The following is a 20,683-nucleotide window of genomic DNA, read 5'->3' as shown; positions in this document are numbered from 1 at the left end:
GTCCTGCCTTTCTCAATCCGCACGGATGTCGGCGTGCTCCACCACCCGGCGCAGCCGGCGCTCGTCCTGCGCGATGAATTGCCGGAGCTCCTCGCCCTGCATCAGCACGCCCTGGCCGACCTGCGCGTTCAGCTTGGCGACGATGGCCGGGTCGGACTGCGTGGCGCGGAAGGCCGCCGAGAGCCGGTCCACCACGGGCTGCGGGGTGCCCTTGGGCAGGAAGATGCCCATCCAGCCTTCGATGTGGAAGTCGGGCAGCACCTCGGAGATGGCTGGCACGTCGGGCAGCTCGGACACGCGGCGGGGCGTGGAGCCCAGCGCGCGCAGCCGGCCCGCCTTGATGTGCTCCAGGCTCGACGCCTTGTTGTCCAGCATGAAGTCGACGCGGCCGGAAATCAGGTCCACCAGCGCGGGCGCGCTGCCGCGGTAGGGAATGTGGTTGGCCTGCACGCCCGAGAGCATCTTGAACATCTCGCTGCCCACGTGGCTGGAGTTGCCCGTGCCCGTGCTGGCGTAGTTCAGCTTGCCGGGATGGGCCTTGCCGTAGGCGATCAGGTCCTGCAGCGACTGGAACGGCGAGTTCGCCGGCACCACCAGCAAGAAGCCCGCGGTTGCCACCATGGCCACCGGGATCAGCTCGTTCGGGTTGTAGTCGAGCCTGCGGTACACGCCGGAGAACAGGGTGCTGCCCGCGTTCATCAGCACCGTGTAGCCGTCCGGGTGCGACTTGGCGACGAAGGAATTGCCGATCTGGCCGCCGGCACCGGTCTTGTTGTCGATGACGACCGGCTGGCCGAGTTCCTGGGCCAGCCGGGGCTGGATGGTGCGGGCCGCCACGTCGACGGCGCCGCCTGCCAGCGAGGGGACGATCAACATGACCGCCTTGGCGGGGTAGTCCTGGGCCCAGCCGGGCGTGGACAGGATGGCCATGGCGATCGCGCACGTCCATGCGCACAGTTTTCCGAACATGTCGTCTCCTTGCGTAAGTGGTATCTGGAACATCCGTTGATGAGAAATCAAAGCGTTGACGCGCGTGCGTGCCAGGCTCTTGCCAGCGGCTCCCTGAACTGCGGCGCGGCGATGCCGATCAGGGCCGCGGCCCGCTCGTGCACGCTGGCGCGTCGCAGGTCGGCCACGCCGAACTCGGTCACCACCACGTCGACCTCCAGGCGCGACAGCGAAGTCATCGCCTGCGGTCCCAGCGTGGCCACGATGCGCGAGCACGTGCCGGCGCTGTGCGTGGCGTTGAGCGCCACCACGCTCAGGCCGCCGGGGATGGCGCGCGCGGCGCGCGCGAAGTCCGGCGCACCGCCGGCGCCGCTGACCGCCCGGCCGCCCTGGTGCTCCAGGTTGCATTGGCCGAACAGGTCCACTTCCAGCGCCGAGTTCACCGCGACGAAGCGCTGGAGCCGCGCCAGCGTCTGGGGCGCGTGGGTTTCGTCGACGCCGACGATGCGCAGCCCGCGCGCCTGCGGCAGCCAGTCGTACAGCGCCGCGCTGCCGGCCACCAGGGTGGTGCGGTGCGCGGCATCCTCGTCCAGCGCGCCGGCCAGCGCCAGCTCCATCAGGCCATCGGAGATCAGCCCGGAGTGGATGGTGATGCGCCGGTGCCCGCGCAGGCTCCTGGCGATGGCCGTCGGTACCTTGCCCAGGCCGGTCTGCAGCGTGCAGCCATCGTCCAGCAGCCCGGCCACCAGGTGGCCGATGGTTTCGGTGGCCTCGTCGGTGCCGGTGGCATAGCTGGGCAGCGGGCAGGGCGCCTCGCACACCGCCTCGATCCGGTCGGCCTCCACCCAGCTGCCAAAGGGCAGCGGCGCCATCAGCGGGTTGACCAGCGCCACCACCCGCTTGCAGCGGCGCAGCGCCGCGGGCAGGAACTCCACGCTGGGGCCCAGCGACCAGCGTCCGTGTGCATCGGCGGGGGCGACCTGGATCACGCCCAGATCGAAGGTCTGCTCGGCCAGGTGGCGCAGGAAGCCGATGAAGGTGAGCGGCAGCGCCCGGTAGCGGCCCTGGCGCTGGGCCTCGGACAGATCCGGGCGCATCATCGGCCCGGTCAGCACGCAGGACGGGTGCAAGCGGTCGACATCGAAAGGATTGGGGAAGGTCGGTGCCACCGTGGTCGTGATGTGCAGCCCGCGCGAGCGCTCGGGATCGTGCTGCAGCGCCTCGACCCAGGCGCTCGGCGGCGTCAGGCCGCCGGCCACGTAGACGGATTGGCCAGGCTCGACCAGGCCGACCAGGGACTGCAGCGGGCGGATCATGCCGGCCGCCTTGCGCGCACGCGCACTCGGCGCCATTCGATGGGGGGCATCACTTGTCTCCTGAGAATCGATCGGAGCCAAGGGTATGGAGCGGCGCTGCTGCCAACAACCGGGCTACAGGCCATTTGCTCCACAATGTGGAGCATGAAGGCGCCCGAGCCACCGGCCCGCACCGGCACGCAGAGCATCGAGCGCGCGGTGCATCTGTTGCGCGAATTGGCCGCGCGCGGTGCGCGGGGCTGGGGGCTGCGCGGCCTCGCCGGGCACTGCGGGCTGGAGGTCGCCACCGTGCACCGGATGCTGAAGTGCCTGGTCGACACGGGCCTGGTGCAACAGCGGGCGTCCGACCGGCGCTATCTGCTGGGGCCGCTGAACTTCGAGCTGGGCCTCTGCGTGCCCAACCGGATCGGCCTGCCGGAAGCGGCCCGGCAGGCCGTGCGCCAGCTGGCGCGCAAGTTTTCCAGGGTCACCAGTTCGGTGGTGGTGCGCAGCGGCGACGAGTGCATCTGCATCGCGCGGGCCGGCGCGGCATCGTTCGACAGCCAGGCCTCCGCCATCCGGGAAGGGCACAGCGCGCCGCTGTTGTCGCGGCTGAGCGGCATGGCCATCGTGGCGGCACTGCCGCCGCACGAGGCGGAACCCCTCGTCGCGCGCAGCCAGCTGCGGCTGGCGCATTTCGGTGGGGACTTCCTGGCGCACGCGCGCACCATCCTGCAGGACAGCCGCTGCAGGGGCCATGCCTTCAGCGCCGGCGCCGTGCTGTACCGGGTGCATTCGCTGGCAGTGGCGTTCGGGCCGGAAAACGCCCCCATCGGCTCCATCGCCGTGTCCGCCTGGAGCGATGACTACTCGGCCGATGCCCTGCAGGCAGTGCTGCCGCACCTGCAGGCCGCCGCCGTGGTGCTGGCGGCGCATGCGCCCCAGGCGTGAGCCGCGGGCATGCGGGACATGCCTCTGTGCCATGCTGCTCCGCGGCGATGGCGCGATGTCCACATTGCTTCGCGTCGAATCGCCGATTCGAGGATTCCCAATTGATGCTGTATCTCGCATTGCCTATGCTCGTCCCGCCGTGGATTCGGGCGGCGGCTTGCGGCGGACGCGTGCGGCACGCGTGAGCGTCCAGGCGAGACAGGTCGGCATGGGCCGAGGTTCCGGTGCGGACCGCCGGCTTCGCCCAGCCATCCGGGAATGGCAGGCATGCAACGAATGACGCAGTCGAGCAAAGGAGACATTGGCATGAAGAACCATGCATGCGCGCCGGCGCGGCGTTCATGGCTGCGCGCCGCGGGCACCGCGGCCGCCATCGGATGGGGCGTGCTCGCCCTGGCCCCCACGGCCAGCGCGCAGGCCTGGCCCACCAGGCCGGTGCGGATCGTGATCGCGTCGTCCGCAGGCTCCTCGGGCGACCTGCTGGCGCGCATGCTGGCGCCGCGGCTGGAAAGTCTCTGGAAGCAGCCGGTCGTCGTCGAGCCCAAGCCCGGCGCCAGCGGCATCGTGGGCACCGAATACGTCATCAACGTCAACGACGGCCATACGCTGCTGCTGGGCACGCAGACGGCGCTGATGTCCAAGTTCACGCAGAAGAACCTGCGCTTCGATCCGCTGGCCGACCTGCTGCCGGTCGCCAAGGTGATCCACTACCAGATGGTCATCGCGACCAATGCGCCGACGGCCAGGCAGGCCGGCACACTGGCGGCGCTGGTCGCCCTCAGCAAGTCCACGCCGGACGGCCTGTTCTTCGCGGGCAACGGGCCCACCTCCATCTTCAACCTGTCGATGGCGATCATGAACCGCGATCTCGGGCTGCGCATGGCCACGGTGGACTTTCCCAGCGTGAGCGCGATGAACCTCGCGCTGCTGCGCAACGACGCGCAGCTGATGGTGAACACGCCCAGCTCGGTGAAGGGCCAGATCGACAACGGCACGGTGGTGCCGCTGGCGGCGGTCAACCCGGAGCGCTACGCCAACCTGCCGCAGGTGCCCACGCTGAAGGAGGCGACCGGCTACGGCGGCTACCTCCCGCTGCTGTGGGCCGGCTTCTTCGCCCCCCGGGGCACGCCCGCCGCCGTCATCCAGAAGATCGACCAGGACCTGCGCGCCGCGCTCGACGACCAGCTGAAACAGCAGATCGAATCCACGCTCACCGGTAACGTCGTGGCGTCGTCGCCCGCCGTCTTCGCCAGGGAGATCCAGGCCGAGACCGCCGTGTGGCGCGACATCTTCAAGGCCATGGACTTCAAGCCGGAGTGAACGCCGTGAACGGACCGCTCGACGGCCTGCGCGTCCTCGACCTCACCTCCAACTTCATGGGGCCGTACGCCTCGCTGCTGCTGGCCGACATGGGCGCGGACGTGTGCAAGATCGAGGCGCCCGAGGGCGACACCACGCGCAACGTGGGCCCGTCGCGCCATCCCGGCATGGGCGCGATCTTCCTGCACCTGAACCGCAACAAGCGCAGCCTGGTGCTGGACCTGAAGAACCCGGCCGGGCAGGCCGCCATCCGGCGCATGCTGGCGCGGGCCGACGTGCTGCTGTACAGCCTGCGGCCGCAGGCCATGGCCCGGCTCAAGCTGTCGTACGAGCAGGTGCGCGAGGCCAATCCGCGCCTGGTCTACTGCGGCGCCTTCGGCTTCGGCCAGAACGGTCCGTACGCCGCGCGCCCGGCCTACGACAACCTGATCCAGGCCGCCGTGGGCCTGCCGATGACGCAGGCGCGCAAGACCGGCGGCCCGCCGACCTACGTGGGCACGGCCATCGTGGACCGCATGGTCGGCATGGCCACCAGCAACGCGATCCTGGCCGCGCTGCACCTGCGCAGCCACACCGGGCGCGGGCAGGCGGTGGAGGTGCCGATGTTCGAGACCTTCGCGCACTTCGCGATGGGCGACCACCTGTACGGCCACACCTTCGTGCCGCCCATCGGCGGCTGGGGCTACGAGCGCATGACCAGCCCGGAGCGCCAGCCCTACCGCACGGCCGACGGCTACATCAGCGTGGAGGTCTACACCGACCGGCACTGGCAGCGCCTGTTCGAGGCCGTGGGCCGGGCCGAGCTGGCGCAGGACCCGCGCTACGCCGACGTGCACGCGCGCGCACGGCACATGGGCGAGCTGTACGAGTTCCTGAACCGCACCTTCGCCACCCGCGGCTCGGACGACTGGGTGGCGCTGCTGACGCAGGTGGACATCCCGGCGATCCGCATGAACACGCCCGAGACGCTGCTGGACGATGCGCACATGCAGGCGGTGCGCTTCTTCGGCGTGCAGCAGCACCCGAGCGAGGGGGAGATCCGCACCATCGGCATCCCGCAGCAGTGGAGCGAGAGCCCGGCCACGCTGCGCCACCCGGCGCCGCGCCTGGGCGAGCACACGGAGGAACTGCTGCGCGAATACGGCTTCAGCGCGCCGGAGGTCGAGGCGCTGCTGCGCATGGGCGGCGCGCAGCGCGCACCGGCGGCCTGACCGTTCCGTCGCCGCGCGCCGGGGCGAGACCCAGCAGCGGCATGCCGGCGATCTCTTCCGGTCAAGGCCTCATGTTCTCGGCGAGCGTCCTGATGTCCTCGACGTTCTCGAGATCCATGACCAGTTCCCTGAGTCGGTCGACCTTCTGGCGGGGCAGGACCAGCGAGGCGTTGTCTTCGTACTTGCCGACGATCTCGGCGTCGCTTGCCGGATTGTTCTGTGCGCCGCGGTTGGCCAGCATTCGATGCTCGAGCAATCTGCCGCCTTGGAGCTTGATGCGCACCCAGCCAGGGAATGCACCGGGATAGCCCGTATCGTCCGATTCCGTGAACCTGAGCTTGCGGGCCAGCTTCAGGATGCCGGCATCGCCGATGACTTCGTCGCTGAATTCCCGCAGCCCCACCGTGCCCCGGTGGAGCATGGCAGACACCACGTAGGGCAGGCTGAACTTCGCGGTGTAGGCGGTCTTGGGCGCGTAGCGGTCCTCCAGCGGCTTGCACAGCAGTTCTGCCTGCATCGGCGAGATGATGCACTCGATCTCCTCGATCTCATCCAGCGAGAACTTGTTCTTGCCGACGAGCTCCTTGATGCAATCGAGAAAGGCCTGGGTGTGGTGGCAGCAGGGATAGAGCTTGTAGGCGATGTCGTTGACTTCCCATTTCTGTCCGAGGCCGGCCACCGCCTTCGTCAGATCGTAGTTCCCTTCCGGCAGGAAGGATGGGAAGAAGCCATAGCGCCCCTCGAACACGGTGTTGGGGCCGGTGACGCCTTCCTGCGCCAGCAGGGTCGCCACGATGCCGCTGTAGGCGGCCCAGCCCGGCTGGATCTGCTTGAGCGAGGACTTGGCGTTCAGGCATTCGAGGATGCCCGACGCCTGGCTGCCCGCGATGCCCAGCGCGTTGCACTGCACGTCCTCTGGAAGGCGCTGGAGCTTTCCGGCGATCAGGACGGTGCCAAAGATGCCGACCAGCGCCGTCGCATGGTAGCCGCGCATGTGAAAGATGCCAGGCGCGGCCATGCCCAGCCGGGTGGTCGTTTCGTAGCCGGTGGTCACCGCGGTGAGAAAGTCCTTGCCGCTGGCTCCGACGGCCTCGGCCATGGCCAGGCTGCTCGGCACGACGATCGAACTGATGTGGATGACCGACCCCTGGTGGGTGTCGTCGAAATCGGGGCCGTGGGCGGCCGTGGAATTGATCATCGCCGCGGCGGCGGCGGAGAACCTGTCGGCCTGGCCGATGATGCTGGATTCGGGGTTCGTGCCCAGCCGGGCCATGGATCGCTTGACCGCCTGGGTGGTCTCGTCACCCGATGCGGCAAGGCAGATGCCGATGGTATCGAGTACGTGGAACTTGGCATGGGTCAGCGCATCGGCCGGAATGTCGGAGAAGCCGAGCTGCGTCGAGAATCGGATGAGCTTCTGAGAAAGGGTCGGATCGGACATGGCTTGGTTTCCTTGCAGTGAATTCGGTGCGTTCAGAGCCGCACCTGTATGGATTGGCTCTCGGCATGGGCCAGCACCGATCCGGCGCCGGACTCGCGGCCAAACCCCGACTGCCTGAAGCCGCCGAAAGGCATCGCCGGATCGGTCTCGCCGAAGGTATCGACCCAGGTGCGGCCGGCCTTCGTGGCCTTGGCCACCTGGTGGGCGCGCGAGACGGCGCGGGTCCGGACGGCGGCGGCCGGACCGTCGGTGGAGTCGCTGGCCTGGGGGATGGCATCGCCCTCGTCCTTGAATGGGATGAGCGAGGCCACGGGGCCGGGGATTTCGTCGCGGGCGATCGTCATCGGTTGGGCCACGCCCGAGAACACGATGGGGCCGATGAAGAAACCCGGGCCTTCGACCGGCGTGCCGCCGGCCAGCAGCGTGGCGCCGCCTTCGCCGCCTGCGTCCACATGGGACGTGACGCGGTCCAGCGGCGTGCGCGAGATCACCGGGCCGCGCTTGGTGGCCGGCTCGAAGAGGTCGCCGACCTTCGGGTCGGCCGCGATCCGGGTGATGCGCTCGGCCACCTCGCCGTAGATGGCCTCCTGCACGAAGACACGGGCACCGGCCGCGCAGATCCGGCCGGAGTCGCCGGGGTGGCTGAGTGCAGCGGCCATGGTGGCCTGCTTCATGCTCGGATGCGTCAGCTCGACGCCCGGCGGGGCACGGCGTCCTCGCGGATCATGGCCGCGGCCTTCTCGCCGATCATGATGCAGGGGGCGTTGGTGTTGCCCGAGGTGATGGTGGGCATGACGGCGCCGTCGGCCACGCGCAGCCGGGCCACGCCATGCACCTGCAGGCGCGGGTCGACCACCGCCATCGCGTCCTTGCCGATCTTGCAGGTGCCCACCTGGTGCCAGCCGCAGTTGCCGTTGGTCTTGATGTGGTCCAGCAGCGCCTCGTCATCCTGTACCTGCCGGCCGGGCATTTTCTCGTTGACCACGCGCGCGGAAATCGGCGCCTGCGCCATGATCTCGCGCATCTTGCGCAGGCCGACGATGGTGCGGCGGCCATCGTCCGGATCCGACAGGTAGTTGGGCTGGAAGGCCGGGGCCGCCAGGGGATCAGGCGACTTGAGCGTGACGTGGCCGCGCGAGGCGGGGTTGAGCAGCACCACGCCGGCGCTGACGCCGGGGAAATCGTCCACCAGCACGATGCCTTTCTGCGGATGGAAGGTATAGGACACCGGGCGCAGCACCATCTGCAGGTCGGGGTGCGCCAGTTCGGGCGCGCTGCGCACGAACACCGCCGAGGCCGACACCGACAGGCCCAGCAGCCCCTTGCGGGTCAGCAGGTACTTGGCGCCCTCGAAGTACTTCTTCCACCCGGCCAGCGTGCTGTTGTAGGAGCTGCCCGGCGTCACCTCCCAGATCATGGGGCCGAACCAGTGGTCCTGCAGGTTCTGGCCCACCCCCGGCAGGTGCTGGTGCACGGCGATGCCGTGGGACTGGAGCATGGCGCCGTCGCCGACGCCCGAGAGCATCAGCAGGTGCGGCGAGTTCAGCGAGCCGCCCGACAGCACGATCTCGCGGCGGGCGGCGATGATGCGCTTGCGGCCGTCGTGCAGCACCTCCACGCCCGTGGCCTCGCCGTTCTCGATGACGACGCGCAGCACCTGGGTGCGATCCATCACCTTCAGGTTCCGGCGGTGCAGCACCGGCTCGATGAAGGCGTTGTAGCTGGTCTCGCGGCGGCCGTCGCGGATGGTGTGCTGGTGGTAGTCGGCGCCTTCGTAGGGCGGGGCGTTCAGGTCGTCCACGCGCGGGTAGCCCGCCCGGTCGGCCGAGCGCACGTAGTCCTCGATGGTGGGGTGCTTGAGGATGGGATCGCTCACGCGCAGCATCCCGTCGCCGTTGTGGAACGCGCTGGCGCCGCGCGTGTTGCTCTCGGACTTCAGGAAGTACGGCAGCACGCCCTCCCAGCCCCAGCCGTCGGCGCCGAGCTGTTCCCAGCCGTCGAAGTCCAGCGGGTGGCCACGCACGTAGACCATGCCGTTGACCGCGCTGGTGCCGCCCATGGTCTTGCCGCGCGGCCAGAAGATGGAACGGTCCTTGGCGCCGGGCACGGGCTCGGTGAAGTAGCTCCAGTTGTAGGCCGGCTCGCGGAACATCTGGCCCATGCCGGCCGGCGCGCGGATCCAGAAGTAGTCGGCCGAGCCGCCCGCCTCGATCAGCAAGACCTGGTTGTCGGGGTCTTCCGACAGCCGGCTGGCCACCGGGCAGCCGGCAGAGCCGGCGCCGATCACGATGTAGTCATAGCTCTCCATGGCGGCTCCGCGTCACTTGCCCTTGCGCGACTGCAGCACCACCTCGTCGGACGGGCGCGCCACGCTGCCGGGCACCACTTCCTGGATGTCCATCACGGGCTGGTCGTATTCCTTGCTCATCACCACCGGGCCCAGCGTGATGGGGGCCTCGCCCATGTGGTCGAGCTTGCCGAAGCGGAACTTGCCGCGCGTGGTGCTGAACTCCTGGGTCTTGATCTGGTTCATCACCGCGTCGGCGTCCGTGGACTTGGCCTTCTCGACGGCCGCGGCCCACGCCATGATGCAGTCGTAGGTCATCGTGGCGTCGTCGCTCGGATACTGGTTGTAGCGGGCCTTGAACCGATCGATGAATTCACGGCCCTCGGGCGAACGCGGCAGGTAGTTGAACGGCGCGCGCGCATAGCCGATGGTGCCCAGGACCGCCTCGTCGCCCAGCAGCTTGAGCGTGTTGGTGTCATACATCATGGCGAACTGGTTGTCGATCTGCTTGAAGAAATCGATCGCCTTGCCCTGCTTGCTGACGGTGATGATGTCGCTGCCGTAGATGATGGAGAACACGAAGTCGGGCTTGGCCGCCAGGATCTTGTTCAGCGCGGCCGTGAAATCCTGGGAGCCCGCCTTCACGTACTCCTCGACCACGAGCTGCGACTGCGGGTTGAGTTCCTTGTTGAACTCCTTGAACGCATCGATGCCCATGTGGCCGCCCACGGTGTCCACGGCGATGACGCCCACGCGCTTGAACTTCTGCTTGGCGGCATAGCCGGCCACGGCGCGGTACATCATGTACTGGCTGGGCGCGGTCGAGAAGACGTAGGGCTGGAACTGCTTCATCGTGAGGTCGTCGCCCGCCGCCGCGCCCACGCACATGGGCACCTTCTGCTTGGCCGAGACGGCGCTGCTCACGGCCAGCGCGGCACCGGTGGAGTTGGGGGCGACCAGCAGCACGCCGCCGTTGCGCACGATCTGCAGGGACTGGCTGACGGCGCGCTGCGGGTTGGTCCCGTTGTCCTGCGCGTCCAGCAGCACTTGGCGGCCCAGCACGCCGCCGCGCTTGTTCAGCACCTCGGTCGCATACTCGGCGCCGCGGTGCGACATCTGGCCGAGGCTGGCATTGGAGCCGCTCATCTCGAACGAGCTGCCGATCCTGATGGGTTCGCCCGACTGGGCGGATGCACCGGCCCACGACAGGGCCAGTACGGAAGCGAGCAGAGTGCGTTTCATGCTTGTTGTCTCCTGGGTTGAAAAAGAGCGGGCGGTTCAGATGGCGGCCGCGGGTGCGTCGAAGCCTTCGCGCTCCAGCGGCGCGATGTGGCCCTTGTCGATGGCGTACCAGCGCTGGCAGACGAGGTCGGTGAACTTCATGTTCTGCTCGGCCAGCACGATGCCCACCCCGGTGCCGCGCAGCGCCTTGATGGCCTCGGCCACGCGCAGCACCACGATGGGGGCGAGGCCCTCGCTCGGCTCGTCCATCAGCAGCAGGCGCGGGCGCAGCATCAGCGCGCGGCCGATGGCTACCATCTGCCGCTGGCCGCCCGACAGCTTGCCGGCGTAGCGGCCCAGCAGGGGCACCAGCTCGGGGAACAGTTCCAGCACCTGGCGCATCTGCTCCTGCTGCGGGCCCTCGGCGCCGATGGCCAGGTTCTCCTGCACCGTCAGGGAGCGGAACAGCCGGCCGCCGCTGGGGCAGATGGCCAGGCCCGCGGGCACGCGCTGGTGGGCGGGCAGGGCGGAAATGGAGCGGCCCTGCAGCACGATGCTGCCCGACACGTGGGGAATCAGGCCCGCGATGGCCGCGATGAAGGTGGTCTTGCCCGCGCCGTTGCGCCCGACCAGGCCGACCACTTCGCCAGGCTGCACGGTCAGATGGCCGTCGCGGATCACCCGCACCTGGCCGTAGCCTGCATCGAGCCCGGACACCTGCAGCAAGGCTTCAGAGTTCTTCGCCAAAGTAGGCCTCCTTCACGCGTTCGTCGCGCCGCACCTGCTCGGGCGTGCCATCCATCAGAAGCTTGCCGTTCACCAGCACGATCACGCGCGTGGCGAACGAGAACACGATGTGGGTGTCGTGCTCGACGAAGACGATGGGAATGCGCTCGCGCTGCGCGATGGTGCGGATGTGCGCCAGGCACTCGGCCGATTCGGCGCGGCCCATGCCTGCCGTGGGCTCGTCGAGCAGCAGGATCTTGGGGCTGGTGGACAGTGCCACGGCCAGCTCCAGCGAGCGCTGGTCGCCGTGGCCCAGGGTGCCGGCCAGCATGCCGCGCTTGGCCGCCAGGCCCACGCGCTCCAGCAGCTCGGCCGCCTCGGACTGCATCGTGGCGGCGGCGCTGCGCCACATGTTCCAGGCGCGCCCGCGCGCCATCATCAGCCCGAGCTGCACGTTCTGCTGCACGGTGTAGCTCGGAAAGACGCTGCTGACCTGGAAGGAGCGGCCCAGCCCCCGCCTGACGCGGTGCCACGGCGGCTGACGCGTCACCGTTTCGCCGAACAGGCGCACGTCGCCGGTGTCGGGCCGCTTGCGGCCCGTCAGCAGGTCGAACAGCGTGCTCTTGCCCGCGCCGTTGGGGCCGATGATGGCCAGCGATTCGCTCGCGTGCACGGCAAAGGAGACGTCGCTCACCGCGGTGAAGTCGCCGAAGGACTTGCTGAGGCTGGTGGCCTGCAGCACAGGTGCTGCCGTGCTCATGCTCCGGTCCCTTCCTGCGCGCCGGCGGTGCCGGTGTCGTGGTGCCGGCGCCAGGGCGCCAGCTGCGCGATGCGCGGCCCGATGCCTTCGCGGAACAGCAACGCGCACAGAATCACCAGCACGCCCACCATCAGGTCGGAGTGCGGCGAGAAGGACTGCACCCAGGCGCGCGACGCCTCCAGGACGATGGCGCCCACGACCGGCCCCAGGAAGCTGCGGCGGCCGCCGAGCGCCACCATCATCAGCAGCATCATGCTGGTCATCCAGGCCGTCAGCTGCGGCTCCACCGCGCCTTCGGTCCCGGCCCAGACCACGCCGAGCAGCGTGGTCAGAAAGCCCGCGATCACCATCGCCGTGATTTCGTACAGCTTGGGGTTCGCCCCGGTGGAGGCCACGCGGTCGGCGTTGTCCCGCACCGCGCCCAGCATGGCGCCGAACGGCGAGGCCAGCAGCCGCAGCAGCACCACGGCGACCAGCAGCATCGCGGCGACGGCCACGTAGTGCTGCACGACGTCGCTGTCCAGCCACTCGGGGATCGGGATGCCGACCAGGCCCTCGTCGCCGCCGGTCAGCCGGTAGTTGCGCGACACCAGCACGAAGGCCACCTGGCCGATGGCCATGGTCAGCAGGCCGAAGAACAGGTGCCGGGCGCGCAGCGAGATCACGGCGATCAGCAGGCCCAGCGGCAGCGAGATGGCGAGCGCCAGGCCCGCGGCCTGCCAGAAGCCGATGTCGAACTTCATCACGCCGATGGCCACCACGTAGGCGCCCAGGCCGAAGAACACCCCCATGCCCATGGAGATCAGGCCGGTGGCGCCCACCAGCAGGTTCAGTGCCATGGCGCCACCGGCCAGCAGCACGATGCGCGTGGCTTCCGGCAGCAGCGCCGGCGATACCACCAGGGGCAGCAGGCACATGGCGACGCCGAAGAGGGCGATGCCCAGCAGCCGGGAGAGGGAGAACAGTTCCATGGCCTCAGTCCCTTCCGGCGATGGTCTTGAACCCCGTGGGGCGGGCCAGCAGGACCAGCACCATGACCATGAAGATCACGATCTCGCCGCCGCGGTCGATGAACATCGTCGACACCGTCTCCGCCACGCCGATGAGCATGGCGGCGGCCAGCGCGCCCCAGACCGCGCCCAGGCCCCCGACCACGATGATGGCGAAGGCGATGACGACGATGCTCACGTCCATCTGCAGGTTGATGGCCCCGCGCGGCGCGGCGATCACGCCGGCGATGCCCGCCAGCAGCGCCGCGATGCCCATCACCCGGGTGCGCAGGCGGCGCACGTCCACGCCCACGGCCTCCAGCATCTTCGGATCGTCCACGGCAGCGCGGATCAGGCGCCCGGTGCGGCTTTTGCCGAGGATCACCCAGAGGTAGAGCGCCACCAGGGCGGCCGTCAGCACGACCGCGAGCTGGTAGCTCGGCAGGCGCAGGGGGCCAAGCGCGATGGCCCCGGACAGCAGGGGCGGCGGAGACACCGATTGCGGCTCCACGCCGAACGCCATGCGCGACAGGTTGTTGATGACCAGCACGAGGCCGAAGCTGATCAGCAGCTGCCCCCACACGCCGGCCACGTAGATGGGGCGGAACAGCGTCATCTCCAGCGCCATCGCCCCCAGGGCCACCGCGATGGGCACCACGATCAGGGCGATCGCCAATCCCGTGGTGGTTCCCCATTGCTGGATGCACAGGGCGGCGCCGAAGGCAGCCACCATGAAGAGCGAGCCATGGGCCAGGTTGACGACCCCGAGGGCCCCCCACAGCAAGGTGAGGCCGGAGGCCACCAGAAAATACAGGGCGCCGTTGGCGATGCCTGCCAGCACCTGCGCCCCTAGCAATTGCCAATCCATCTCGTCTCCTTGCGTTGCACTTGGCCGCGGCCTCTGGGTGCCGCTTGTTGGATGGTCCGGGGCCGCAGCGCCTTCGCTGAAGGCGCTGGCAGCGACCGCTCTGGCGGCCGGGAACTCAGGGGTGCGCGGCTTGCGCCAGGCTGCTGGCCAGCGCTCTGGCGCCCTGGGCGTCGTCCCAGATGCACGCCTGCAGCCGCGCGCCGATCTGCGCGCCCGTGCCTCCGGCCAATCCATCGCCCTTGGCCAGGACCTGCTCCTTGGTCAGCGGCTTGCGCGGCGTGCCCCGGCTGTCCACCACCATCGCGTAGCGCTCGCTGCCGTCCGTCAGGCGCAGGCGTACGCCGGTGGCGAAATGGTTGGGGTAGTACTTGCGCGCCAGCTCCTCGCTCAGCTCGAACCGCACCTTGCGCGCCACGCTGCGGATCGCGGGGTCCTCCAGGAACTCGTTGCCGTAGGCGTCGTAGCGCTGCGGGCCGTAGGCCAGCGTGGCCCCCACGATGTAGGGACAGGCGTATTGCGCCGCCATGCTGCCCTTCGGGTCCTGCAGCATGTGCTGGTCGGCGATGAGCTGCGGGCCGCTGACGGTGATGGACGCGATGCTGTCCGTCGGCGTGCTGAAGTCCTGCGTGACCTCGCGCAGCGCGTCGATGGTCGAATGGAACAGCCTGCAGCATGAATAGGGCTTGAAGCTGATGTTGTGGATCTGCAGCTTCTCCGCGGGCTCGACGTGGCGCAGCGGCCCGCCGAACAGCGCGGCGAGCCCGTACGTGCCTTCCACCGAGCGCCGCGGCGACGTGACCGACGGCATGCGCGCGAACTCGGCGGCCAGCACGCCGTTGCGCGCACCGAAGCCGGCATGCACGCGCTTGACCTCGCCGCCGCCGGCCTCGTCGGAAAACTGCATGGCGCCGCAGGCTTGCGAGAGGGCATGGCCCCAGGCCGAGACCAGCATGTCGGCCGTGACGGCTTCGCCGCTGCGGTAGGCGTGCAGGCAGATGCATGCCGTCGCGGCGCCGAAGGAGCCGAACACCGATGTCGGATGGAAACCCCGGTGCACGGTTTCCATGCCGCCCGCCGAGGCGCCCAGCAAGGCCATGGCCTCGTAGCCGGCGGTCAGCGCGCGCACCAGATCGGCCTGCGGGGCATCCATGTCGGCGGCCAGGGCGAGCGTGGCGGGGATGATGGCCGAGCCCGGGTGGCTCAGGGTTTCGTCGTGCGTGTCGTCCAGCTCGAAGCTGTGCGCGGCCGTGCCGTGCACCAGGGCCGCGACCGAGGGCTCGGCGGTCCAGGCGCCGGCCAGCACCGGGCTGGCGCCGGTGCCGGCGAAGCGCTTCGTCCACTGCGCGAGTTCGCGCGTCCAGGGGCGCGAGGCACCCCACAGCGAGACGATGCAGTTGTCCAGCAGCAGCGTGCGCACCGCCTCGGTGTCGGCGGCGGTGCGCGGCGCATTGGCCACCTGGGCGATGTAGTCCGCCAGTTCGGCAGTCATCGGGGCGCTGGTGGCGTCCTGGATGACGGCACCCCCAAGCTTGGAAAGCGTGCTCATGGTCGTTGTCCGTTGCGTTCGTTGACCAGCCGTGCTGGTGGGAAATTGCCGGCGCGCGTGCATGCGCGCGCTGCTGGCAGCGATCTTTTCCGGATCAGCTCTTGGTGAGTTGCACCAGGCGCCGCCAGTGGGCCGCCTCGTCCGCGGCGCGTGCCTTGGCCTGCGCCGCGTTCTGGAAGTCCACCTCCAGATACTGGGCGGCGCAGAAGGCCTTGAACTCCGGTGACTGCGTGATGGAGGCCAGCGCCTCCGACAGCTTGTTGCCGATGGCGGCCGGCGTGCCGCGTGGTCCCATGGTCCAGATCGGCGAGACCAGGTCGTAGCCCTGGATGCCGGCCGACTCGTTCATGGTGGGCGCGTCGGGCAGGTGCATCGAGCGCTTGGCCGAGGTGATGGCCAGCAGGCGCAGCCGGCCGCCTTTGACCAGCGGCAGGGCCGCGGCGCCCGAGAAGGCCACGTCGACCTGGCCGTTGCCGGTTTCGACCATGGCCTGCGATCCGTTTTTATAGGGGGCGTGCACCATTTCGATGCCGGCGATGGCGTCCAGCAGCGCGCCGCCCATGTGCGACGGCGTGCCTTGCCCCGCCGAGGCGTAGGTGACCGAGCGCGGTTTGCGCTTGGAGGCGGCGACCACGTCGGCCACGCTCTTGAAGGGCGAGTCCGGCGCGGTGACCATGAACAGCGGCGAACTGGCCAGGCGCGCGATGGGCTCGAAGTCGGCCACCGGGTCGTAGGGCGTCTTGTCGATCAGCGGCGTGGTGTAGTGGGCCGAGAAAGTGCACAGCAGCGTGTAGCCGTCGGGAGCCGACTTGGCGACGTAGTCCGTGCCCACGGCGCCCCCGGCACCGGGCTTGTTCTCGACGATGCTCGCGTTGTTCCAGAGCTTGCCCAGTGCCATGGAGACTTGGCGGGCGACCAGATCCGTGCCTGCGCCGGCCGCGACCGGAACGATGAAGCGGACAGGCCGTTCCGGCCAGGCCGACTGGGCCCATGAGGGCCTGGCCAGCAACGCGCTGGCGGCAGGCAAGCTGGCGAGAAGGGTACGGCGAGAAAGCATGGATGTTTCCTGGGTCGTGTTCGAAGTCCGGTCTCAGCGCTTGGAGCCCAAGGCCTTCTTCCAGAAGCGTTCCGTGGAGGCCACTTCGTCGCGGGCTTCTTCCAATGTGGTCGGTGCGGGCTGCAGCGACATGTTGTTCAGCTTTTCGAGCACGGCCGGATCGGCCAGCACCTTGCGCAGCGCGGTGTTGAACTCCTGCGCCATCTCCTTGGGCAGGTCCTTCGGGGCGAAGAAACCCAGGAAGGTGTGGAACTCCACTCCCTCGACGCCCAGTTCCTTGAACGTTGGCACGTCGGGCAGCATCTGCGAGCGCTGGGTGCCGGAGACGGCGATCACGTGCGCCTTGCCGGAGCGGTGCACCGCCATGGCTTCGGGCATGCCCGTGATGCCGGCGGCGATCTGGCCCGCCATCACGTTCTGGATGACCTGGCTCGAGCTGTTGTAGGGCACGGGCACCATCCGCACGCCCCAGTGGCGGGCCAGCGCCTCGCCGATGACGGTGGGCGCGCCGTCGACGAAAGGCACGCCATACGAACGCGCCGGCTCCTCCTGCTTGACCGCCGCGGCGTAGCCGGCGAAGTCCTGGTAGCTGGCGCGGGCAGGGATGCTCAACGTCCACACCGAGCGCGCCGCCTGGCCCAGTGCGGTGAAGTCCTTTTCGGCATCGTATTTGGCGCTGGGCATCGTCAGCGGCACGGTGATCATCGAGTGATCGACCGTGAACAGCAGCGTGGCGCCGTTCGGCGCCGCGGTCTGCACGAACTGGGTGCCGATCTGCCCGCTGGCGCCGGCCTTGTTCTCGACGAAGGCGGGTTGTCCCAGTTCCTGCGCCAGGCCCTGGGCGAGCAGCCGGGCGAGCACGTCGGTGCCGCCTCCCGCCGCGTAGGGCACGATGATCTTGATCGGAGCCTTGAAGGTCTGTGCTGCTGCGAACAGGGGCGTCAGGCCGCACAGGACGAAGACGGCCGCCGCCACGGCCGTGGAATGGGTGCGCATGCTCTTGTCTCCTGGACGGTTGCTTGTGCCCGCATGGTCTTGCAGGCACAAGAGTTTTCCAACTGGAGAATTCCGAAGCCGCGATTCGCCGCGGTCGAAGCGGTGCGCAGGTGTCGGGGGCGCCGTGCTACGGCGCTTTGTCGGCGGCCTCGTCCTGTGGCTGGTTCGCCAGCTGCACCAGCAGCGCTCGGGGAGCCGGGCCCAGGCTGCGTGCACGCGGCGTCGCGATCTGGACGACGCGGCGGGCCGGGGCATCGGTGATGTGGACGGCCACCACGCCGTCGAACTGCGCCAGGCTGACCTCGCATTCTGGCTGCACCGTCACGCCCAGCCGGGCCTGGGCCAGGCTCATCGCCGCGCCCGTGCTGCGCACGCTGTACTTGGGCTTGTACTCGAGGCCCAGCTTGCGCGCCCGGTTGGAGAATGCGGCCTCCATCGCGTGGACCACGATCAGGTCCTCGGACAGCAGTTCCTTGAAGCACACGCTCGTGCGCGCGGACAGCGGGTGCGATTGGGGCACGACGGCCACCAGCAGGTCCGTGCGGTAGGGCGCGACGTGGACGCCGCCGAGATCGAGGTCCGGCGCCACGGCGAACACGCCGATGTCGGCATCGCCTTGGGCGACCGCCTGCACGATGCCGGCGTTCTCCAGTTCGCGCACCACCAGCTCGACCTGCGGGAAGTCGCGCGCAAAGTTGCCCAGTTCCCGCGCCAGGAAGGGCACGAAGATCGAGCGCGCCGAGGCGACGACCACTTCGCCCCGCAGCCCGTCGCTGAAGGCGGCGATCTCCGCGCGCATGGTGTCCAGGTCCGCGAACAGCTTGCGGACGTAGCGCGCGACCACCTCGCCCGCCGCCGTGGCCACCACGCCCTTGGGGGTGCGTTCGAGCAGCTGGATGCCTGCGATCTCCTCGAAATCCTGGATGCGCTTGGTCGCGGTGGAGGCGGCGATGTTCTCGCGCAGCGCGGCGCGTCCGATCTGCTGCTCCTCCACGGCCGAGAGGTACAGGCGCAGCGTGAACAGATCCACCTGGCGGATCAGGTGCAGGCGGTTGAAAGTCATGGCGCGGGGAGCATAGCGCCGTTGGGCGCGCCATCCCATGCTGGGTTTCCTCAGGCTGAAGCGCCGCTTCGGAAATTCCCACTTGGATCGGTGCCCGGCTCCACCTATGCTGGTCGCTTGATTCATGGCTGCCGCCCGATGCGGCGGCAGCCCGACGAACGGGAGCGGCGCGGCATGGGCAAGGCATCGACCAACGTCACCCTGCACAAGGCAAGGTGGCCGATCGGCGCCACGGTCAGCCTGGCTGGCGGCCCGACGATCCACTGAACAACCGAGTCCCGCGCCATGCCGCCCACCATCCCGCCAACGACCGCAGCCGGCCACGTGACGGTGCACCGCCACGGCGCCGTGGGCGTGCTCGAGCTGTCGCGCCCCGACAAGTTCAATGCCATGAGCCGCACGGCATTCGAGGCCATGCGCGCCGCCGTCGACGACTTCGAGCAGCCCGGCTCCGGCGTGCGCGCCATCCTCGTGCGCGCCCAGGGCAAGCACTTCTGCACCGGCGGCGACCTGGAGGAAGCCCGGGCCATGATGCAGGACTCCGCGCTGCTGGACGATTTCCTGCGCTTCGTCAACGGTACCTTGCAGCGGCTGGAGGACTGTCCGCTGCCGGTGGTCGTGGCCTGCCATGGCCTGGTCCTGGCGGGCGGCCTGGAGATCGCGCTGTGCGGCGACGTGGTGTTCGCTTCCAGCGATGCCCGCTTCGGCGACCAGCACGTGCAGTACGGCCTGGTGCCCGCCTGGGGCGCATCGCAGCGCCTGCCGCGCCTGGTCGGGCTCAGCCGCAGCCTGGACCTGATGTATTCCGGCCGCTGGATCGACGCCGCGACGGCGCAGCAGTGGGGCATCGTCAGCTATGTGGCGGCGCCCGAGGCCTTGCACGACGAGGCCATGCGCTATTGCGAACGGCTGGCTGCGCGCAGCCGCCCTGGGCTGGCCGCCATGAAGCGCCTGGCCCGGCTGGCGCTGCAGCACGACCTGGCCACCGGACTGCGCCACGAGCGCGAGACCGTGGTCGACGCCATGCGCGGCCCCGATCCGGCCGAGGGCATCGCGGCGTTCGAGGCCCGCAGGGAGCCCCGGTTCCAGGGCCGCTGAGGGGGCTTGATCCGCAGGGCCCGGGGCAGGCTCGGCCGGGCGGGAAAATCGGCTCCAGAGCCTGCGACGCGACGGTTCGGACAACCCACTTGGAAAGCAACACGATGATGGAACACCCTGCAGGCGATGCCCGGGAAGATGCCGCGCCCGGCGGCGAGATCACGCGCGAGGAGCTGCACTGGCGGCGCATCGACTTCCGGGGCTACCGGCGCAGCGACGGGCTGCTGGAGGTCGAGGCCCGGCTGACCGACCGCAAGACGCACGACTTCGCGCCGCCGAGCGGCGGCCGGTATGTCGTGGCCGGGGACACCATCCACGACCACGGCCTGCGCGTGGTGTTCGGCGAGGACATGGTGATCCGCGAGATGGGTACCGCCATCCGCGCCTATCCCTACCGCGAATGTCCGGGCGGGGGCGAGGTCCTGCAGTCGCTGGTGGGCTTGCGCATCGGCCCCGGCTGGACCTCGGAGCTGCGCAAGCGCCTGCCCTCCGGCGACACCTGCACGCACCTGAAGGAAATGATGATCCCGCTGGCGAGCGCGGCCTTCCAGACGGTGTATTCGGTTCGCAAGGGCCACGTGGAAGACCACGACGCGAGCGGCCGCCCGCGCAAGATCGACAGCTGCTACGCCTATGGCGCCGCGCGCGAGCTGGTGGCGGTGCAGTGGCCCGACTTTCACCGGCCGCCCGTGGCGCGCGACGGCCAGGAAGACGCATGAGCGGAAAGAAGAGGCAGGGCCGCTGATGGATCTCCGGGTCGTGGAACGAGGGGGCCACCGGGGCCGCGCTTCCGCTGCCCGCCGGGCGTGATCCAGCGCCTGCCCGTGCGCCTGGCGCGGCACATGCGCGAGGTGCGGGGCGACCGGGGCTTCTCCGTGGCTGAATTGGAGGCCGCGCAGGCCGCTG

Annotated in this window: 20 protein-coding genes; 6 read left to right on the top strand and 14 right to left on the bottom strand. The window is 69.4% G+C overall.

The annotated features are described in order from the left end of the window. Positions 1-12: 12 nt before the first annotated feature. On the bottom strand, positions 13-969 hold the full coding sequence (locus QM782_RS23570; protein ID WP_415205295.1) for a Bug family tripartite tricarboxylate transporter substrate binding protein: 957 nt from the start codon (positions 967-969) through the stop codon (positions 13-15). A 47-nt stretch (positions 970-1,016) separates the two neighbouring features. Further along, positions 1,017-2,264 carry an acetyl-CoA hydrolase/transferase family protein gene (locus QM782_RS23565; protein ID WP_415205294.1) on the bottom strand — a complete coding sequence of 416 codons (1,248 nt, stop codon included), beginning with the start codon at positions 2,262-2,264 and terminating at the stop codon, positions 1,017-1,019. A gap of 144 nt (positions 2,265-2,408) precedes the next feature. Between QM782_RS23565 and QM782_RS23560 the strand changes: the two genes are divergently transcribed. The 3 genes from QM782_RS23560 (at position 2,409) to QM782_RS23550 (ending at position 5,725) form a co-directional block, all read left to right on the top strand. After that, positions 2,409-3,194 (top strand): IclR family transcriptional regulator, encoded by a 786-nt coding sequence (locus tag QM782_RS23560; protein ID WP_415205293.1) that lies wholly within the window; start codon positions 2,409-2,411, stop codon positions 3,192-3,194. Between the two features lie 306 nt (positions 3,195-3,500). Then, positions 3,501-4,514: a Bug family tripartite tricarboxylate transporter substrate binding protein gene (locus tag QM782_RS23555; protein WP_415205292.1), complete on the top strand. Its 1,014-nt coding sequence runs from the start codon at positions 3,501-3,503 to the stop codon at positions 4,512-4,514. A gap of 5 nt (positions 4,515-4,519) precedes the next feature. Next, on the top strand, positions 4,520-5,725 hold the full coding sequence (locus QM782_RS23550; RefSeq protein ID WP_415205291.1) for a CaiB/BaiF CoA transferase family protein: 1,206 nt from the start codon (positions 4,520-4,522) through the stop codon (positions 5,723-5,725). A gap of 61 nt (positions 5,726-5,786) precedes the next feature. Here QM782_RS23550 and QM782_RS23545 read toward each other — a convergent pair whose 3' ends face one another. The 12 genes from QM782_RS23545 to QM782_RS23490 form a co-directional block, all read right to left on the bottom strand. Further along, complete coding sequence (locus QM782_RS23545; protein WP_415205290.1) at positions 5,787-7,166, bottom strand: MmgE/PrpD family protein; 1,380 nt, start codon at positions 7,164-7,166, stop codon at positions 5,787-5,789. Positions 7,167-7,198: 32 nt separating this feature from the next. Continuing rightward, positions 7,199-7,825, bottom strand: coding sequence for an aldehyde dehydrogenase family protein (locus tag QM782_RS23540; RefSeq protein WP_415205289.1), 627 nt, complete (start codon positions 7,823-7,825; stop codon positions 7,199-7,201). A 26-nt stretch (positions 7,826-7,851) separates the two neighbouring features. Continuing rightward, a complete protein-coding gene (locus tag QM782_RS23535; protein WP_415205288.1) occupies positions 7,852-9,474 on the bottom strand; it encodes a GMC family oxidoreductase in 1,623 nt (540 codons plus the stop codon). A 12-nt stretch (positions 9,475-9,486) separates the two neighbouring features. Then, entirely contained in the window at positions 9,487-10,695 is a 1,209-nt protein-coding gene (locus tag QM782_RS23530) for an ABC transporter substrate-binding protein (protein ID WP_415205287.1), read from the bottom strand. Between the two features lie 36 nt (positions 10,696-10,731). Further along, complete coding sequence (locus tag QM782_RS23525; RefSeq protein WP_415205286.1) at positions 10,732-11,421, bottom strand: ABC transporter ATP-binding protein; 690 nt, start codon at positions 11,419-11,421, stop codon at positions 10,732-10,734. Further along, on the bottom strand, positions 11,405-12,160 hold the full coding sequence (locus QM782_RS23520; RefSeq protein ID WP_415205285.1) for an ABC transporter ATP-binding protein: 756 nt from the start codon (positions 12,158-12,160) through the stop codon (positions 11,405-11,407). The genes QM782_RS23525 and QM782_RS23520 overlap by 17 nt, the downstream gene beginning before the upstream one ends. Continuing rightward, positions 12,157-13,131, bottom strand: a complete 975-nt coding sequence (locus QM782_RS23515; RefSeq protein ID WP_415205284.1) for a branched-chain amino acid ABC transporter permease — start codon at positions 13,129-13,131, stop codon at positions 12,157-12,159. Before QM782_RS23515 ends, QM782_RS23520 begins: the two co-directional genes overlap by 4 nt. 4 nt (positions 13,132-13,135) lie before the next feature. Next, on the bottom strand, positions 13,136-14,017 hold the full coding sequence (locus tag QM782_RS23510; RefSeq protein ID WP_415205283.1) for a branched-chain amino acid ABC transporter permease: 882 nt from the start codon (positions 14,015-14,017) through the stop codon (positions 13,136-13,138). A gap of 115 nt (positions 14,018-14,132) precedes the next feature. After that, a complete protein-coding gene (locus tag QM782_RS23505) occupies positions 14,133-15,563 on the bottom strand; it encodes an MmgE/PrpD family protein (RefSeq protein ID WP_415205282.1) in 1,431 nt (476 codons plus the stop codon). A 94-nt stretch (positions 15,564-15,657) separates the two neighbouring features. Continuing rightward, the gene (locus QM782_RS23500; protein ID WP_415205281.1) at positions 15,658-16,620 is read right to left on the bottom strand and encodes a Bug family tripartite tricarboxylate transporter substrate binding protein; all 963 of its coding nucleotides are present in this window, start codon (positions 16,618-16,620) and stop codon (positions 15,658-15,660) included. Between the two features lie 33 nt (positions 16,621-16,653). Then, positions 16,654-17,616 (bottom strand): Bug family tripartite tricarboxylate transporter substrate binding protein, encoded by a 963-nt coding sequence (locus tag QM782_RS23495; protein ID WP_415205280.1) that lies wholly within the window; start codon positions 17,614-17,616, stop codon positions 16,654-16,656. 127 nt (positions 17,617-17,743) lie between these two features. After that, positions 17,744-18,679, bottom strand: a complete 936-nt coding sequence (locus QM782_RS23490; RefSeq protein WP_415205279.1) for a LysR family transcriptional regulator — start codon at positions 18,677-18,679, stop codon at positions 17,744-17,746. A gap of 138 nt (positions 18,680-18,817) precedes the next feature. Here QM782_RS23490 and QM782_RS23485 point away from each other — a divergent pair, with 138 nt between their 5' ends. From QM782_RS23485 to QM782_RS23475, 3 genes are all read left to right on the top strand, one after another. Further along, positions 18,818-18,946 carry a hypothetical protein gene (locus QM782_RS23485; RefSeq protein WP_415205278.1) on the top strand — a complete coding sequence of 43 codons (129 nt, stop codon included), beginning with the start codon at positions 18,818-18,820 and terminating at the stop codon, positions 18,944-18,946. Between the two features lie 18 nt (positions 18,947-18,964). After that, the gene (locus QM782_RS23480; protein WP_415205277.1) at positions 18,965-19,777 is read left to right on the top strand and encodes an enoyl-CoA hydratase/isomerase family protein; all 813 of its coding nucleotides are present in this window, start codon (positions 18,965-18,967) and stop codon (positions 19,775-19,777) included. A gap of 107 nt (positions 19,778-19,884) precedes the next feature. Next, positions 19,885-20,496, top strand: coding sequence for a DUF2889 domain-containing protein (locus tag QM782_RS23475; protein WP_415205276.1), 612 nt, complete (start codon positions 19,885-19,887; stop codon positions 20,494-20,496). Positions 20,497-20,683 lie beyond the last annotated feature (187 nt).

The organism is Pseudorhodoferax sp., from assembly GCF_047601025.1.
Taxonomy (GTDB): domain Bacteria; phylum Pseudomonadota; class Gammaproteobacteria; order Burkholderiales; family Burkholderiaceae_C; genus Pseudorhodoferax.
The sequence above is the reverse complement of the archived record's forward strand: the minus strand, read 5'-3'. Positions and strand labels throughout refer to the sequence as shown.

What these genes read in the sequence shown, in the direction of transcription:
- QM782_RS23570 (WP_415205295.1), bottom strand. Translation starts at nt 969, where the DNA reads ATGTTCGGAAAACTGTGCGCATGGACGTGCGCGATCGCCATGGCCATC.
- QM782_RS23565 (WP_415205294.1), bottom strand. Translation starts at nt 2,264, where the DNA reads ATGATCCGCCCGCTGCAGTCCCTGGTCGGCCTGGTCGAGCCTGGCCAA.
- QM782_RS23560 (WP_415205293.1), top strand. Translation starts at nt 2,409, where the DNA reads ATGAAGGCGCCCGAGCCACCGGCCCGCACCGGCACGCAGAGCATCGAG.
- QM782_RS23555 (WP_415205292.1), top strand. Translation starts at nt 3,501, where the DNA reads ATGAAGAACCATGCATGCGCGCCGGCGCGGCGTTCATGGCTGCGCGCC.
- QM782_RS23545 (WP_415205290.1), bottom strand. Translation starts at nt 7,166, where the DNA reads ATGTCCGATCCGACCCTTTCTCAGAAGCTCATCCGATTCTCGACGCAG.
- QM782_RS23540 (WP_415205289.1), bottom strand. Translation starts at nt 7,825, where the DNA reads ATGGCCGCTGCACTCAGCCACCCCGGCGACTCCGGCCGGATCTGCGCG.
- QM782_RS23535 (WP_415205288.1), bottom strand. Translation starts at nt 9,474, where the DNA reads ATGGAGAGCTATGACTACATCGTGATCGGCGCCGGCTCTGCCGGCTGC.
- QM782_RS23530 (WP_415205287.1), bottom strand. Translation starts at nt 10,695, where the DNA reads ATGAAACGCACTCTGCTCGCTTCCGTACTGGCCCTGTCGTGGGCCGGT.
- QM782_RS23520 (WP_415205285.1), bottom strand. Translation starts at nt 12,160, where the DNA reads ATGAGCACGGCAGCACCTGTGCTGCAGGCCACCAGCCTCAGCAAGTCC.
- QM782_RS23515 (WP_415205284.1), bottom strand. Translation starts at nt 13,131, where the DNA reads ATGGAACTGTTCTCCCTCTCCCGGCTGCTGGGCATCGCCCTCTTCGGC.
- QM782_RS23510 (WP_415205283.1), bottom strand. Translation starts at nt 14,017, where the DNA reads ATGGATTGGCAATTGCTAGGGGCGCAGGTGCTGGCAGGCATCGCCAAC.
- QM782_RS23505 (WP_415205282.1), bottom strand. Translation starts at nt 15,563, where the DNA reads ATGAGCACGCTTTCCAAGCTTGGGGGTGCCGTCATCCAGGACGCCACC.
- QM782_RS23500 (WP_415205281.1), bottom strand. Translation starts at nt 16,620, where the DNA reads ATGCTTTCTCGCCGTACCCTTCTCGCCAGCTTGCCTGCCGCCAGCGCG.
- QM782_RS23495 (WP_415205280.1), bottom strand. Translation starts at nt 17,616, where the DNA reads ATGCGCACCCATTCCACGGCCGTGGCGGCGGCCGTCTTCGTCCTGTGC.
- QM782_RS23490 (WP_415205279.1), bottom strand. Translation starts at nt 18,679, where the DNA reads ATGACTTTCAACCGCCTGCACCTGATCCGCCAGGTGGATCTGTTCACG.
- QM782_RS23485 (WP_415205278.1), top strand. Translation starts at nt 18,818, where the DNA reads ATGCGGCGGCAGCCCGACGAACGGGAGCGGCGCGGCATGGGCAAGGCA.
- QM782_RS23480 (WP_415205277.1), top strand. Translation starts at nt 18,965, where the DNA reads ATGCCGCCCACCATCCCGCCAACGACCGCAGCCGGCCACGTGACGGTG.
- QM782_RS23475 (WP_415205276.1), top strand. Translation starts at nt 19,885, where the DNA reads ATGGAACACCCTGCAGGCGATGCCCGGGAAGATGCCGCGCCCGGCGGC.